This is a genomic window from Aminobacter anthyllidis (genome assembly GCF_018555685.1).
Taxonomy (GTDB): domain Bacteria; phylum Pseudomonadota; class Alphaproteobacteria; order Rhizobiales; family Rhizobiaceae; genus Aminobacter; species Aminobacter anthyllidis.
Genome location: NZ_JAFLWW010000006.1, coordinates 410,636 through 425,728 on the forward strand (window position 1 = coordinate 410,636; position 15,093 = coordinate 425,728).

Consider the following 15,093-nt stretch of genomic DNA (forward strand, 5'->3'; position numbering starts at 1 on the left):
AAGACGATGAACGACAAGCAAGAGACTGCCGCCACGCCCGATACGGGAACCGCGGCAAAAGCCTCCGACCAGACCGAGGACGGACCTAGTAGCAGTGCGCCGTTACCAGCGACGCACGACCCCCAGGCCGATAGGCCATCCTTCATCGAGCGGCTGACACGGCTTTTCCGCCACCGCAGCAACGGCACCAGTATCCGTGAGGAAATTGTCGACGCGCTGGCCGAAACCGGCAGCGACGCCGATTCGTTTTCGCCCGGCGAACGCGCCATGCTCAACAACATCCTCAGGCTCCGAGAAGTCAGGGTCGAGGACGTCATGGTGCCGCGCGCCGATGTCGAGGCGATCGAACTGTCGACCACGCTCGGCGAGTTGCTCGCGGTGTTCGAACAATCCGGCCATTCGCGCATGCCGGTCTATGTCGAGACACTCGACGATCCGCGCGGCATGGTCCACATCCGCGACGTGCTCGCCCACATCACCCGGGGCGCCCGCGTCAAGAAGGGCAGGGCCCGCAAGACGCCGCAGCCCGCCGACGTGCAGATCGACCTCGCCCAGGTCGACCTCAAGCGCAACATCGGCGAGCTGAACCTGATCCGCACGGTGCTGTTCGTGCCGCCATCGATGCTGGCGTCGGACCTGATGAGCCGCATGCAGGCGACGCGCACCCAGATGGCCCTGGTCATCGACGAATATGGCGGTACCGACGGGCTGGTTTCGCTCGAGGACATCGTCGAGATGGTCGTCGGCGACATCGAGGACGAGCATGACGACGACGAGCCGATGATCACCCAGGCAGGCGATGGCGTTTACGTCGTCGACGGCAAGGCCGAGATCGAGGAAGTCGCCAAGGTTCTCGGCGAGGAGTTCTCGCCCGGCGAGCACAGCGAATATGTCGACACCATCGGCGGCATGATCTTCAACGCGCTCGGCCGCGTGCCGGCGCGCGGCGAAGTGGTGCAGGCGATCCCCGGCTTCGAGTTCCACGTGCTCGATGCCGACCCGCGCCGCGTCAAGCGCGTCCGCATCGTCCATAGCGTCAAGAGCGAGCGCCGCCGTCGCGCCAAGGCTGAACAGGCGTGAGCCTGGCCTGCCCGGGCGGTCCACCAGTTGGTGCCGCCCTGCGGTGCTGCTACACCTTCGATCCGTGATTCTGGGACGAGGGGCACGGATGGAGCGCCACGCTGGGCGGATAATTCTGCTGTGGGGATGGAAAAGGGCGCTGGTGGCCTTTGTGGCCGGCGCCTTCGCCGTACTGGGCCAGGCGCCTTATGATTTTTTCGCCGCCTGCTTCGTTTCTTTTCCGATTCTGGTCTGGCTGCTTGACGGTGCCGTCGCCGACAGGCCGGCAGGCTTCCTGCGCCGCCTCGTGCCGGCCTTCGCCACCGGTTGGTGGTTCGGCTTCGGCTATTTCCTCGCCGGGCTGTGGTGGGTCGGCGGCGCGCTTCTGGTCGAAGCCGAGAGCTTTGCCTGGGCATTGCCGTTCGCCGTTGTCGGCATTCCACTGATACTGGCCTTCTTCTACGGCTTCGCCGCCGCATTGGCGCGGCTGCTGTGGAGCGATGGCATTGGCCGCATCGCAGCACTCGCCTTCGCCTTCGGCCTGACCGAATGGCTGCGCACCTTCCTGTTCACCGGCTTTCCGTGGAACCCGCTCGGCTTTGCCGCCATGCCCATGCCGCCGTTCATGCAGAGCGTGACGATGATCGGCGTCACCGGCATGAACGTGCTGGCGGTCTTTGTCTTCGCCATGCCCGCGCTGCTCGCCGACCGGCGCAATCTGCGGCTCGGCACCGCCCTTGCCGCGGTGCTGTTCGCGGCGCACGCCGCCTACGGCTATTACAGGCTGGCCGCACCCGCGGCGCACGGCAGCCGCACGATCAATGTCCGTATCGTCCAGCCCAACATCGACCTCAGCGAGAAATGGGATGGCCGCGTCCGCGACCGCATCTTTGCCAGCATGCTGCAGCTGTCGGCGGAGGCGCCCAAGCCGGGCGCCAAGAAGCCCGACCTGATCGTCTGGCCCGAGACCTCGGTGCCGTTCCTGTTCACCGAGCGGCCGGATGCGCTGGTGGCGATCGGCGACATGCTGACCGAAGGCCAGACGCTGATGGCCGGCACCGTGCGCGCCGAAGGCGAATCGGTGGCCGGCGAGGAAGCCCGCTATTACAACTCCGTCGTCAGCATCAACGACAAGGGCGAGATCGTCGACGCCGTCGACAAGGTCCATCTCGTTCCTTTTGGAGAGTACATCCCGTTTGCTGGCCTTATGGAGCGGATCGGGCTAACGCAGCTGGTCGCCGGGCCGATGAACTTCTCCGCCGGCGCCAATCGGCGCCCGCTCGAGCTGCCCGGCGGGCTCAAGGCTGCGGCCTTCATCTGCTACGAAATAATCTTTCCCCGTCTGGTTGCAGTTGACGCAGCGTCAACTGGGATTATTGTGAATGTGACCAACGACGCGTGGTTTGGCGACACTCCGGGTCCTTACCAGCATTTCCGGCAGTCGCAGGTCCGCGCGGTCGAAAACGGGTTGCCGGTCCTGCGCGCGGCCAACACAGGAATTTCCGGCATTGTCGACCCAAGCGGGCGAGTTGTGGATGCACTTGCGATGAATGTTCGCGGCACCATCGATGTCTCGCTTCCGGTGGCCGCCATTGGCGCTGCCTCGCCGTCGCTTCCGCGCGTTAACGGTTTCCTGATCATGTTGTTGATTGCCGTTGCGGCAAGTGGCTTGAAGCTCAGACAGAGGCTCAGGGCGAATTGACACTGCGGTTGTTAGAAACTCATATGTCGCCGCGCAGCCTGAAGCTGTGCCAATCAACGTTCACACGCGAACGTCATAAACTGCCCTGAAATGGGTTACCTGCCCAAATAATAAGCTGGAAAAATCCGGCGAGGAAAGACAGTGGAAAAAGAGAACAAGAAAAAACCAAATCCGACCGACGTATACGTCGGCGGACGAATTCGCCTGCGACGCAATATGCTAGGGATGAGCCAGGAGAAGCTAGGAGAGAGCCTGGGTATTACTTTCCAGCAGATCCAGAAATACGAAAAAGGGACCAACCGTGTCGGCGCGAGTCGCCTTCAGGCCATCGCTCAGATCCTGAGCGTTCCGGTCGCTTTCTTCTTCGAGGATGCGCCTGGAGCTGACGGCAGCGAGCACAAGGGGCTGTCGGAAGATTCTTCCACCTCTTTTGTGGTCGATTTCCTCTCGAGCGCCGAAGGCCTGCAGCTCAACCGTGCCTTTGCCCGGATTTCCAACCCCAAGGTCCGGCGCAAGGTCATCGAACTGGCCAAGGTTCTGGCCGACGACGAAGAGCAACAATCCTAGAGCGGCGCGCGTCCGAAAGGGCGCGCAAAAACGCTCCCGGCGTTTGAACCGCGCATCGAGATTCCTGAAAATCGGTTCCGATTTTCAGGCCGATCCACGAGGGCGACGGCGATGCGCCGTCGCCACGCCCTTGCATTAACAATACTTCCGCGACGAAAGCCTGCTTGACGAGGTCTGGCAGGCTTCGCTAACACGTTCGCGCCAAATGATCGGCATCGCGCCGGTCGCTTTCTAGAGGGGACATCCCGTGCAGCGGCAGAATTATCTCTTCACTTCCGAGTCCGTATCCGAAGGTCACCCCGACAAGGTGTGCGACCGCATTTCCGATGAGATCGTCGATCTCGTCTACCGTGAAGCCAAAAAGACCGGCATGGATCCGTGGAAGGTCCGCGTTGCCTGTGAAACTCTGGCAACCACCAACCGCGTCGTGATCGCCGGCGAAGTTCGCGTGCCCGACACGCTGCTGAAGAAGGACAAGAACGGCCAGATCGTGAAGGACGCCGCCGGCCATCCGGTCGTCAATCCGTCCAAGTTCAAGTCGGTGGCCCGCAAGGCCATCCGCGCCATCGGCTACGAGCAGGCCGGCTTCCATTGGAAGACCGCCCGTATCGACGTTTTGCTGCACGGCCAGTCGCCTGACATCGGCCAGGGCGTCGACAGCGCTTCCGACCGCCAGGGCGAAGAAGGTGCCGGCGACCAGGGCATCATGTTCGGTTATGCCTGCCGCGAGACGCCCGATCTGATGCCGGCGCCGATCTACTACAGCCACAAGATCCTGGAACTGCTCGCTACCGCTCGCCACGAAAACAAGGGCGATGCCGGCAAGCTCGGCCCTGACGCCAAGAGCCAGGTCACCGTGCGCTACCAGGACGGCAAGGCCCACGAAGTCACGCAGATCGTGCTTTCCACCCAGCACCTCGATGGCAGCTGGGATTCGGGCAAGGTCCGCAAGGTCGTCGAGCCCTACATCCGCGAAGCCCTTGGCGACCTCGACATCGCCAACGACTGCAACTGGTACATCAACCCGACCGGCAAGTTCGTCATCGGCGGTCCCGACGGCGACGCGGGTCTCACCGGCCGCAAGATCATCGTCGACACCTACGGCGGCGCGGCCCCGCATGGCGGCGGCGCGTTCTCCGGCAAGGACACCACCAAGGTCGACCGTTCGGCAGCCTATGCCGCGCGCTACCTCGCCAAGAACGTGGTTGCCGCCAAGCTCGCCGAGCGCTGCACCATCCAGCTGGCCTACGCCATCGGCATTGCCCAGCCGCTGTCGGTCTATGTCGACCTGCACGGCACCGGCAAGGTCGATGAGGCGGTGCTGGAAGATGCGCTGCGCCAGGTCATGGACCTGTCACCGTCGGGCATCCGCCGTCACCTCGACCTTAACAAGCCGATCTACGCCAAGACCTCGTCCTACGGCCATTTCGGCCGCAAGGCTGGTCGCGACGGTTCCTTCTCGTGGGAAAAGACCGACCTTGTGAAGGCCCTCAAGGATGCGGTCGCCGCTTAAGGCGACCGGGGTAGCAATGGAACAGGAACCGCGCCGCACTCGCACCAGCGAAGCCTTTTTCGGGCGGCGGCGCGGCAAGGCTATCCGCCCGTATCAGGCGGAGGCGCTTGAGTCAGGATTGGCCCGCCTTGGCATCGACCTGGGCGTGGCCGCTCCCGCCGATCTGCGCACGATGTTTGAAGCTGCGGTTTCAAAGGTCAGGCTCGAGATCGGCTTTGGCGGCGGCGAGCATCTTCGCCATATCGCCGCGAACAATCCCGATGACGGCTTTATCGGCGTCGAGCCATTCGTCAACGGCATGGCCAAGATGGCGGCAGCACTCGGCGAAAATCCGCTTGCCAACATCCGCCTCTATGACGAGGACGCCACCGAGCTGCTCGACTGGCTGCCGGAGGCTTCGCTTGACGGCATAGACCTGCTTTATCCCGATCCGTGGCGGAAGAAGAAGCACTGGAAGCGCCGCTTCGTCAGCCCGGTCAATCTCGACCGTTTCGCCCGCGTGATGAAGAGCGGCGCGAAATTCCGCTTTGCATCCGACATCGACACCTACGTCAACTGGACGCTGCAGCACTGCCGCGCGCACGCTGCCTTCGAGTGGCAGGCAGCCGATGCCGCGGATTGGCACACGCCCTACGAGGGCTGGACCCGCACCCGCTACGAAGCCAAGGCGATTCGCGAAAACCGCACGCCTGCGTATCTGACGTTCGTCCGGGTGTAGGCGGGCAGGGCGCGCCAACTCTTCCTTCTCCCCTTGCGGGAGAAGGAAATCACCGCCGCTCAGCCCTCCGCCTTGCCAAACGCCACCCGCACCCTGAGCCCGCGGCCTTCCGCGCCAGCCAACAGCTCCAACTGGCCGCCGAAGAGTGAAGCTATCTCCTCGACGATCGGCAGGCCAAGGCCGGCACCGGGCTTGTCGCCCTCGCGCCCACGCACGAAGCGCTGGCGCACGCTTTCCATTTCGGACGCCGGAATGCCCGGCCCGGTGTCTTCGACCTCCAGCACCACCTCCGTGCCGCCATCGAGCACCTTCACGGTCGCCTCGGCATCGCTGCCGGCATAAGCGAGCACGTTTTCGATCAGGTTGCGGATCATCTCGCTGAGCAGCATCGGTTCGCCGCGCACATGGAGTGCCGCTTCGCCCTCGAAGCCGAGGTCGATGCCGGCGGCATGGGCCTGGGTGACGCGGTCGGCGGTAAGTTGCTGCGCAAGCTCGGTCAAATTGACCGCGCCGAGGTTCTTCAGCCTGTCGGATGCCGCCTCGTCGACCTTGGCGAGCAGCAGCAACTGGGCGATGACGCGCTCGGCATGGGCCACCGCCTCGTCGCCGATCCGGGCCGCGCGGCGCGCCTCTTCGAGCGAGTGCGCGCGCGAGGCAAGCGCCAGCTGGGTGCGGATGATGGTCAGCGGCGTGCGCAGCTGATGGCTGGCATTGCCGGTGAAATGCCGCATCGCGCCGAGCGCCGAACCAAGCCGGCCCATGAAGGAATTGACCGTGTCGACCAGCCCGCGCACCTCCTTCGGCACCGATTGCTCGATCGGGTGCAGATCGTCGGGGTTGCGCTCGGCAATCGCATCGCGCAGCCGGTAGAGCGGACGCAGCGAGAAGGTGACGGCGAGCCAGACGATAGCAGCCGCACTGCCGATCAGGATGGCGAGCCTGAGCGCCGAGCGCAAAAGGATCGTCTGCGCCAGTTGCGTGCGGGCAATCGTCGTTTCGGCGATGGTGACCACGAACGGGATCGAGGTCGCGCCCGTCGAGGCGGCGCGGGAGAGCGAGGTCAGCCGGATCGGCTCGCCGCGGAAACTGGCATCGGCATAGCCGCTTTCCTCCTGCGCGAGACCCTCGATGACAGGCAGCGTCTGATAGCCGGTGATGAAGCCATCGGGTCCGTCGACACGGTAGAAGACGCGATCCTGCGCCGCCGAGGTCAGCATTTCGAGCGCCACGTAAGGAATGTCGACCTCCAGCGCGCCGTCCTCGGCCACCACCACGCGTTCGGCGATCGCCAGGGCGGAGCCGGCGAGCACGCGGTCGGAGACGGCATTCGCGGTGTCCACCGCCTCGTTGTAGGTGTCAGCCAGGGCGACCAGGCCCAGGGCGACCAGCGGTACCAGCAGCCACAGCAGCAGCCGGCTGCGCAGCGAATAGGGTTTGGTCCGCGCCATCAGGGGCTTTGGATCTTTTCGAGATAGTAGCCGATGCCACGCGCCGTCCGCACCGTCAGTCCGTAAGGGGCGAGGCGCTTGCGCAGGCGGCTGACATATTGCTCGATGGCGTTGGCGCTCAGATCCTCGTCGAAGCCGGCGAGCGATTCGATGATCGCCTGCTTGGCGACGACCTTGCCGGCGCGCATGAACAGCGTTTCGAGCAGCGCAAGCTCGCGCGCCGGAATGTCGATCGCCGCCCCACGCGAGGAAAAGCTGCGCGTGTTGAGGTCGAGCGCCACCTCGCCGAAAGTGACAGTCGCGGCCTTGAGCCCGGCGCGCCGGCGCAACAGCGTGCGCACCCGGGCCTCCAGCTCGCCGACGTCGAACGGCTTGACCATGTAGTCGTCGGCGCCGAGATCGAGCCCCTTGACCCGCTCGTCGAGCGAATGCCGCGCCGACAGGATCAGCACGGCGGCGTCATGCTGGCGCCCGCGCATCGTGCGCAGCACGTCGAGGCCGTCCATCTCCGGCAAATTGAGGTCGAGGATGACGAGGTCGAAGCGCTCGGTGGCGAGCACCGCCACGGCGGATGCGCCATCGCCGACGACGTCGACGGCATAGCCGCTGCCCTTGAGCACCGCCGCCAGCCCCCCGGCCAGCGTCGCGTTGTCCTCAACCACCAGAATGCGCACCCGTATTCTCCTTGCCCGCCCCATCAGGACGATGCCCATTCGCCAGTCAAAGGTCCAGAGCCTGCGATGTGCATCGTCGGTGCTTCGCCGTTGTGTCGTTCACCGCGCTGTTGCATGGTCCGGCGATCATGCGCCTGGCCATCCTCACCGCCCTCGTCTGCCTTTCAGCGCCCGCCTGGGCCGAGGTCACCGTCTTTCCAGCGCTCAGCGGCGCTGCCGACGCGCGCACGCTTGTCGTTTATTCCTCGCTCGACGCGCCATTGGCCAAGCCGATGATCGAAGGTTTCCAGAAGGCCAACCCCGGCGTCGCCGTCAGGTATGAGGACCTGCAGACCGTCGACATCTACGACCGCGTCGTCGCCGAGACCGACGCCGGCAAGGGCACCGCCGACATCGCCTTTTCCTCGGCCATGGACCTCCAGGTCAAGCTCGCCAATGACGGCTATGCCCAGGAAAGCCGGCTGCCCCTGTCGGAGCGCTGGCCGCGCTGGGCCAACTGGCGCGACACCGCCTATGCCTTGACCTACGAGCCGGCGGTGTTCGTCTACCACAAGCCGAGCTTCAAGGACGCCGCGCCGCCCGCCACGCGTGGCCAGTTCGTCGATTTTCTCAAGGCGCAGGGCGACAAGGTCTATGGCCGCATCGCCACCTATGACATCGAGCGCTCCGGCGTCGGCTTCATGTTCATGGCGCGCGACCAGGAGCAATATCCCGATATCTGGTCGGTGATCCGCGCCATGGGGGCCGTCGGCGTCAAGCTTTACTCGACAAGCGGGGCGATCCTCGAGCGCATCGCCGATGGCCGCTTCGTGCTCGGCTACAACATACTGGGCTCCTATGCCGCCGACTGGGCGGCGCGCAACCCCGACGTCGGGGTCGTCCTGCCCAAGGACTATACGGTGGTCATGTCGCGCATCGGCCTGGTGCCGGCCGCGGCCAAGTCGCCCGATCTCGGCCGCCGCTATCTCGAATATTTCATGTCGGCGGAGGGCCAGACGGTGATGGCGCGGCAACTGCACATCGCCGCCGTCAATCCGGAGGTATCGGGGGAGAACACGGCCAACCGGATGCAGGAGGTTCTGGGCGGGCAGTTGCGCCCGGTGCCGGTCAGTCCGGGGCTGATGGTCTATCTCGACCAGGTCAAGCGTTCCCGCGTCATCGAGCGCTGGAACGAAGCCCTGCGCAGTCCCTGACGTCAGGATGTTCCCAAGCAGTTGCATCGGTGTCAGTCTGATGTCAGGTTGCTGCGATAGGGAAGTTTTGGCCCATCCGTTGGAGGCGGCGAGGCTCGGAAAGTTCGGGAGGACTTCGAACACGTTTCCGCTAAGGCTACCCGACGGCGGTTGTCACCGCCGCGCAGAGGGGCCGGGAAACGCTGCTGTCATGGCAGGCCCTTAAGCCGGCCAGTTCCTTCCCCCAGGTTCCGAGACGCTGCCTCAGGCGCGGGCTTCGAAACTGAAAAAGCATTTTGCCCCGCGCATGCGGGCAAGGGAGGAACAGCAATGAAGCAGTTCGTATTGGCATCCATCATCGCGGGCGCGCTTGCGCTGCCGGCCGCCGCGGCCGACTACAAGATCATGGCACCGGCAGCCCCCGGCGGCGGCTGGGACCAGACGGCGCGTTCGATGCAGACCGCGCTCCAGGACGAAAAGATCTCCGGCTCTGTCCAGGTCAACAACGTTCCGGGTGCTGGCGGCACCATCGGCCTCGCCCAGTTCGTCAACCAGGCCAGCGGCGACCCTGCCCAGCTCATCGTCGGCGGCTACGTCATGGTCGGCGCGATCCTGACCAACGCCTCGCCTGTCACGCTCGACCAGGTCACCCCGATCGCGCGCCTGACCGGCGAATACGAAGCGCTGGTCGTTCCGGCCGCTTCCGACATCAAGGACATGGCTGGCCTCGTCGCCAAGCTCAAGGCTGATCCGGGTGCGGTTTCCTGGGGCGGCGGCTCGGCCGGCGGCACCGACCACATCACGGCCGGCCTGATCGCCAAGGCAGCCGGCGTCGACCCGACCAAGGTCAACTACATCGCCTATTCCGGCGGTGGCGAGGCACTCGCTGCCATCCTCGGCGGCCAGGTGACGGTCGGCATTTCCGGCTACGGCGAATTCGCCGAGCAGATCAAGGCCGGCACGCTGCGCATCATCGGCATCTCGTCCGACGCCAAGGTCGAAGGCATCGATGCCCCGACCTTCAAGGAAGGCGGCGTTGACGTCTCGATCCAGAACTGGCGCATGGTCGCTGCCGCTCCCGGCATCTCGGCCGAGCAGAAGGCAGCCGTTCTCGCCGACGTCGAGAAGATGGTGACCTCGGCCTCGTGGACGAAGATCCTCGCCGACAAGGGCTGGGCCAACACCTACCTCGCCGGCGACGACTTCGCAGCCCAGCTGAAGAAGGACACCGAGTCCACCGCCGCCATCCTGAAAGACATCGGCCTGGTGAAATGAGCCTGGATAACCAGCAACAAGAAAGGCGCCGCCCCGATTGGGCGGCGCTTGCCATCGCCGCCCTGCTTATGGTGGTTTCGGTCGTGATCGCCTGGAGCACCGCCAGCCATGGCGCCGGCGCCAGCTATGCCCGCGTCGGCCCGACAACGTTTCCCTATGTGATCGCAGTGGCCTTCTTCGGCCTGTCGATCTGGACGGTTTTCGAAGCTTTCCGCGGCGATTTCCCCGCGCGCGAGAAACAAGAGATCAGCCCGATCCTGTGGATCATCGGCGGTCTTGCCGCGCAGATGCTGCTGCTCAAGGCGGCCGGCTTCTCGATAGCCACCGGATTACTCTTCGCGGCGACGGCACGCGCCTTCGGACGCGGACCGCTGTGGAAGACGATTCCCATCGGCATCGTGCTTTCGTTCGTCGTCTGGATCATTTTCGCCAAGGGACTGCAGCTCTCGCTGCCCGCCGGCCCGCTCGAACACCTGCTGTTCTGAGCGATCATCAAGGGAGCTCGGCTCTAAATGGATACCTTTGGTCTGCTCGCGCAGGGACTGCTCACGGCACTCGAGCCGATGAACATGCTTTATGCGTTGATCGGCGTGACGCTCGGCACGGCTGTCGGCGTTCTTCCTGGCATCGGCCCGGCGCTGACAGTCGCCCTGCTTTTGCCCGTCACCTACAAGCTTGATCCCGCGGGTTCGCTGATCATGTTCGCCGGCATCTACTACGGCGGCATGTATGGCGGCTCGACGACGTCGATCCTGCTCAACACGCCTGGCGAAAGTGCCTCGATCGTCACCGCGCTCGAAGGCAACAAGATGGCGCGCGCCGGGCGTGGCGGACCAGCGTTGGCGACCGCGGCCATCGGCTCGTTCGTTGCCGGCCTGATCGCCACCATCGGCCTGGCCTTCATTGCGCCGACAGTCGTCAAGATGGCGCTGTCGTTCGGCCCGGCCGAATATTTCGCGCTGATGATCCTGGCCTTCATGACCGTCTCCGCCGCCTTCGGCGACTCGACGTTGCGCGGGCTGACGGCGCTGTTCATCGGCCTGGCGCTCGGTCTCATCGGCATCGACCTGCAGACCGGCCAGGCGCGCCTTGCCTTCGGCATCCCCGACCTGCTCGACGGCGTCGAGGTGACGACGCTCGCGGTCGCGTTGTTCGCCGTCGGCGAGGCGATGAGCGTCGCCGCCAGCAAGGGTGGCGATTCGACGATCCAGGCGATCAAGGGTTCGGTGTGGATGACGCGCGAGGACTGGAGCCGGTCATGGAAGCCGTGGCTGCGCGGCACCGCCATCGGCTTCCCGATCGGCGCAATGCCGGCCGGTGGCGCCGAAATCGGTACCTTCCTGTCCTATTCGGTGGAAAAGAATCTGGCCAAGAAGCCCGAAGAGTTCGGCCACGGCGCGATCGAAGGTGTCGCCGGTCCGGAAGCGGCCAACAATGCCTCGGCTGCTGGCACGCTGGTGCCGCTGCTGACGCTCGGCCTGCCGACCACGGCGACCGCCGCGATCATGCTCGCTGGCTTCCAGCAGTTCGGGCTGCAGCCGGGCCCGTTGCTGTTTGCCACCAACCCGCAGCTGGTCTGGGGCCTGATCGCCTCGCTGCTGGTGGCCAACCTGATGCTGCTGGTGCTCAACCTGCCGCTGATTGGCGTCTGGGTCAGGCTTCTGACCATCCCGCTGCCCTGGCTTTATGCCGGCATCCTGCTGTTTGCGACGCTCGGCACCATCGGCGCCAACCCGTCGACCTTCGAGCTCGGCATGCTTTTGGCGTTCGGCCTGCTCGGCTACGGCCTGCGCCGCTTCGGCTATCCGATCGCGCCTGTGGTGGTGGGGTTGATCCTGGGGCCGATGGCGGAACAGCAATTGCGCCGCGCGCTGGCGATCAGCCAGGGTGACCCGTCGATCCTGCTGGGATCGCCGATAGCGGTCATCCTGCTGCTGCTAGCGGCAACCGCGGTGCTGCTGCCGCTCTACCTGCGTGCCCGTGGCCGCGGCAAGGTGCTGGCCCAACTCGGCGCCAACGAGGACTGAGATTACTCGGTCGCGAAACAAAAAAAGCCGAGGCCCGGAGTATCCGGCCTCGGCCTTTTGCTTGCCTCGACAGCGAGGCGGAATACCCAGGGACAGAGCGACGGTCAAAATAACCTGCCGCTCCGGAGCACGGTCCAGCTGGTCACGTCTCGGCAATCGCCAATGACGCGGCCAGCGGTGCGCTCTCTACCCTGAATGCCTGTAATCAGTATTTGCGAATGCGGTCGAAGTGGAGCGGGTCGATGCCGAGCATCACCAGGTCCTTGTTGGTTGGGCGATGACCGCGCTCGACGGCTGCTGCGGCAGCGACGGCGCTACCAAAGGTGCGGACCAGTTCGCCAATGCGGCCAAGGGGCTTGCGGGTGTTCATCTCTTCATCCTCTTTTGCGCTGCATCATCATTTTGTGCAACGCAACAAATATAGGTGCCGTGACGGAATCCGGTAGGGGTATCAGCGCATGCTTGCCATGCATCTGCTGCAATGGTCGGCTAAACAGGTGGCAGTGGATGCTGCCGGCCACAGGACTTGAAAGGCGCGCCGCCTTCGGCTATATCAGCCTCAAATTCTTGGTCGGTATGACGAAGAGTGGGTCCACCCGGTCCCGCTCTTTTTTGTTACCTGCCGACCGTCTGGAGATTCTATGACCGAAAACGCAGTCGAACAGACAGGCGACGACCGCATCATCCGCGAGACTGGCATCGATGCCCGCATCGCCCTGATCGTTCAGCCAGTCCTTCGCGCGATCGGCTTCCGCCTCGTTCGCATCCGCCTGTCGGGGCAGAGCGGGCTGACGCTGCAGATCATGGCCGAGCGCGAAGACGGCACCATGACCGTCCAGGATTGCGAAGAAGTGAGCCGCGCGGTTTCGCCTGCTCTCGATGTCGATGATCCGATCGAAAAGGCGTATCATCTCGAAGTGTCGTCGCCGGGCATCGACCGGCCGCTGGTCCGCAAGTCGGATTTCGGCAACTGGATCGGTCACATCGTCAAGATGGAGACCTCGGTCATGGTTGCCGACCGCAAGCGCTTCCGCGGCAAGATTGCCGAGGTCGACGAAGAAGGCGTCCTGATCCAGCGTGACCAGGCGGCCTATGGCGAGGAGCCGACCGTGCGCGTGCCTTTCGAGGCGATTTCCGAGGCGCGGCTGATCCTCACCGATGATCTCATTCGCGATGCCCTGAGCAAGGATAATCAGGCGCGCAAGGAAGCACGGAAGCGTCGCGGCGAAGACGAAGATGCGCCGGAAGACGAAGAAACCGAAACGGAAGATTGATAGAGCCGCGCGGCTGGACCAGGTTCGGCCGAACGCTCCGGGAGAAAGACAATGGTTGTAAGCGCCAACAGGCTCGAACTGCTGCAGATCGCCGATGCGGTCGCCCGCGAGAAGTCGATCGACAAGTCGATCGTCATCGCCGCGATGGCCGACGCGATCCAGAAGGCAGCGCGCTCGCGCTATGGTCAAGAGACCAACATCCGCGCCGACATCAACCCCAATACGGGTGAGATGAAGCTGCAGCGCCTGATGGAAGTCGTCGAAAAGGTCGATGACTACGCCATCCAGATCGCGCTGAGCTCGGCGCGCGAACGCAATCCGGATGCGCAGCTCGGCGACTTCATCGCCGAACAGCTGCCGCCGATGGATTTCGGCCGCATCGCCGCGCAGTCGGCCAAGCAGGTCATCGTCCAGAAGGTGCGTGAAGCCGAGCGCGACCGCCAGTATGACGAATACAAGGATCGCATCGGCGAGATCGTCAACGGCACGGTCAAGCGCGTCGAATACGGCAACGTCATCGTCGATCTCGGCCGTGGCGAGGCGATCATCCGTCGCGACGAGCTGATCCCCCGCGAAAACTACAAGTACGGCGACCGCGTCCGCGCTTACGTCTACGACGTGCGCCGCGAACAGCGCGGCCCGCAGATCTTCCTGTCGCGTACCCATCCGCAGTTCATGGCGAAGCTGTTCACCATGGAAGTGCCGGAGATCTACGACGGCATCATCGAGATCAAGTCGGTCGCCCGCGACCCCGGTTCGCGCGCCAAGATCGCCGTCATCTCGCGTGACAGCTCGATCGACCCGGTCGGCGCCTGCGTCGGTATGCGTGGTTCGCGCGTCCAGGCCGTCGTCGGCGAGCTGCAGGGCGAAAAGATCGACATCATTCCGTGGTCGCCTTCGGCCGCTTCCTTCATCGTCAACGCGCTGCAGCCGGCCGAGGTCGCCAAGGTCGTTCTCGACGAGGACGCCGAGCGCATCGAAGTCGTGGTTCCTGACGACCAGCTGTCGCTGGCCATCGGCCGTCGCGGCCAGAACGTGCGCCTGGCTTCGCAGCTGACCGGCTGGGACATCGACATCCTCACCGAGCAGGAAGAGTCGGAGCGCCGCCAGAAGGAATTCGTCGAGCGTTCGACGCTGTTCATGGAATCGCTCGACGTCGACGAGATGGTCGGCCAGGTGCTGGCGTCGGAAGGCTTCACCTCGGTCGAGGAAGTCGCTTACGTCGATGCCGACGAAATCGCATCGATCGACGGTTTCGACGAGGACACCGCGTCCGAGATCCAGACCCGCGCCCGCGAATATCTCGGCAAGATCGAAGCCGAGCACGACGACAAGCGCAAGGGCCTCGGCGTGCAGGACGAACTGCGCGAGATCCCCGGCATCACCACGGCAATGCTGGTGGCGCTCGGCAATGATGGTGTGAAGACAGTCGAGGACTTCGCCGGCTATGCCGCCGACGATCTCGTCGGCTGGAAGGAACGCAAGGACGGAGAGACCAAGTTCTTCCCGGGCGTGCTGGCCGACTACGGCGTGTCGCGCACCGATGCAGAACAGATGGTAGTTGCTGCCCGACGCATGGTTGGTTGGATCACCGAGGACGAAGTGTCCGAGGAAGAGCCAGCCGACGTCGCCGGTGCGTGACGTGAGGCCGGCCGGAGAACCCC

The 15,093-nt window shown here is 64.4% G+C and carries 14 protein-coding genes; 11 read left to right on the forward strand and 3 right to left on the reverse strand.

Going from position 1 to position 15,093, the window contains the following annotated elements:
- The first annotated feature begins 6 nt into the window (after positions 1–6).
- From J1C56_RS22195 to trmB, 5 genes are all read left to right on the forward strand, one after another.
- On the forward strand, positions 7–1,080 hold the full coding sequence (locus J1C56_RS22195; RefSeq protein WP_214392227.1) for a hemolysin family protein: 1,074 nt from the start codon (positions 7–9) through the stop codon (positions 1,078–1,080).
- 88 nt (positions 1,081–1,168) lie between these two features.
- The gene (lnt, locus tag J1C56_RS22200) at positions 1,169–2,761 is read left to right on the forward strand and encodes an apolipoprotein N-acyltransferase (protein WP_214392228.1); all 1,593 of its coding nucleotides are present in this window, start codon (positions 1,169–1,171) and stop codon (positions 2,759–2,761) included.
- Positions 2,762–2,902: 141 nt separating this feature from the next.
- On the forward strand, positions 2,903–3,328 hold the full coding sequence (locus J1C56_RS22205) for a helix-turn-helix domain-containing protein (protein WP_214392229.1): 426 nt from the start codon (positions 2,903–2,905) through the stop codon (positions 3,326–3,328).
- 247 nt (positions 3,329–3,575) lie between these two features.
- Positions 3,576–4,841, forward strand: a complete 1,266-nt coding sequence (metK, locus tag J1C56_RS22210; RefSeq protein ID WP_214392230.1) for a methionine adenosyltransferase — start codon at positions 3,576–3,578, stop codon at positions 4,839–4,841.
- Positions 4,842–4,857: 16 nt separating this feature from the next.
- The gene (gene trmB / locus J1C56_RS22215) at positions 4,858–5,559 is read left to right on the forward strand and encodes a tRNA (guanine(46)-N(7))-methyltransferase TrmB (RefSeq protein WP_214392231.1); all 702 of its coding nucleotides are present in this window, start codon (positions 4,858–4,860) and stop codon (positions 5,557–5,559) included.
- Positions 5,560–5,618: 59 nt separating this feature from the next.
- Here the strand turns inward: trmB and J1C56_RS22220 are convergent, their stop codons facing one another.
- Entirely contained in the window at positions 5,619–7,007 is a 1,389-nt protein-coding gene (locus J1C56_RS22220) for a sensor histidine kinase (RefSeq protein ID WP_214392232.1), read from the reverse strand.
- Positions 7,007–7,681 (reverse strand): response regulator, encoded by a 675-nt coding sequence (locus tag J1C56_RS22225; protein WP_184773216.1) that lies wholly within the window; start codon positions 7,679–7,681, stop codon positions 7,007–7,009. The genes J1C56_RS22220 and J1C56_RS22225 overlap by 1 nt, the downstream gene beginning before the upstream one ends.
- 128 nt (positions 7,682–7,809) lie before the next feature.
- Between J1C56_RS22225 and J1C56_RS22230 the strand changes: the two genes are divergently transcribed.
- From J1C56_RS22230 to J1C56_RS22245, 4 genes are all read left to right on the forward strand, one after another.
- On the forward strand, positions 7,810–8,874 hold the full coding sequence (locus J1C56_RS22230; RefSeq protein ID WP_214392375.1) for an ABC transporter substrate-binding protein: 1,065 nt from the start codon (positions 7,810–7,812) through the stop codon (positions 8,872–8,874).
- A 309-nt stretch (positions 8,875–9,183) separates the two neighbouring features.
- Positions 9,184–10,128 (forward strand): Bug family tripartite tricarboxylate transporter substrate binding protein, encoded by a 945-nt coding sequence (locus J1C56_RS22235; protein ID WP_214392233.1) that lies wholly within the window; start codon positions 9,184–9,186, stop codon positions 10,126–10,128.
- Positions 10,125–10,613: a tripartite tricarboxylate transporter TctB family protein gene (locus J1C56_RS22240; protein ID WP_214392234.1), complete on the forward strand. Its 489-nt coding sequence runs from the start codon at positions 10,125–10,127 to the stop codon at positions 10,611–10,613. Before J1C56_RS22235 ends, J1C56_RS22240 begins: the two co-directional genes overlap by 4 nt.
- 27 nt (positions 10,614–10,640) lie before the next feature.
- Entirely contained in the window at positions 10,641–12,155 is a 1,515-nt protein-coding gene (locus J1C56_RS22245; RefSeq protein WP_214392235.1) for a tripartite tricarboxylate transporter permease, read from the forward strand.
- Positions 12,156–12,360: 205 nt separating this feature from the next.
- On the opposite strand, the gene J1C56_RS22250 is transcribed toward J1C56_RS22245, so the two are convergent.
- Complete coding sequence (locus J1C56_RS22250) at positions 12,361–12,525, reverse strand: hypothetical protein (RefSeq protein ID WP_214392236.1); 165 nt, start codon at positions 12,523–12,525, stop codon at positions 12,361–12,363.
- A gap of 271 nt (positions 12,526–12,796) precedes the next feature.
- Here J1C56_RS22250 and rimP point away from each other — a divergent pair, with 271 nt between their 5' ends.
- Both rimP and nusA read left to right on the forward strand, forming a co-directional pair.
- A complete protein-coding gene (gene rimP / locus J1C56_RS22255) occupies positions 12,797–13,429 on the forward strand; it encodes a ribosome maturation factor RimP (protein ID WP_214392237.1) in 633 nt (210 codons plus the stop codon).
- A 51-nt stretch (positions 13,430–13,480) separates the two neighbouring features.
- A complete protein-coding gene (nusA, locus tag J1C56_RS22260; protein ID WP_214392238.1) occupies positions 13,481–15,070 on the forward strand; it encodes a transcription termination factor NusA in 1,590 nt (529 codons plus the stop codon).
- The last annotated feature ends 23 nt before the right edge of the window (positions 15,071–15,093 follow it).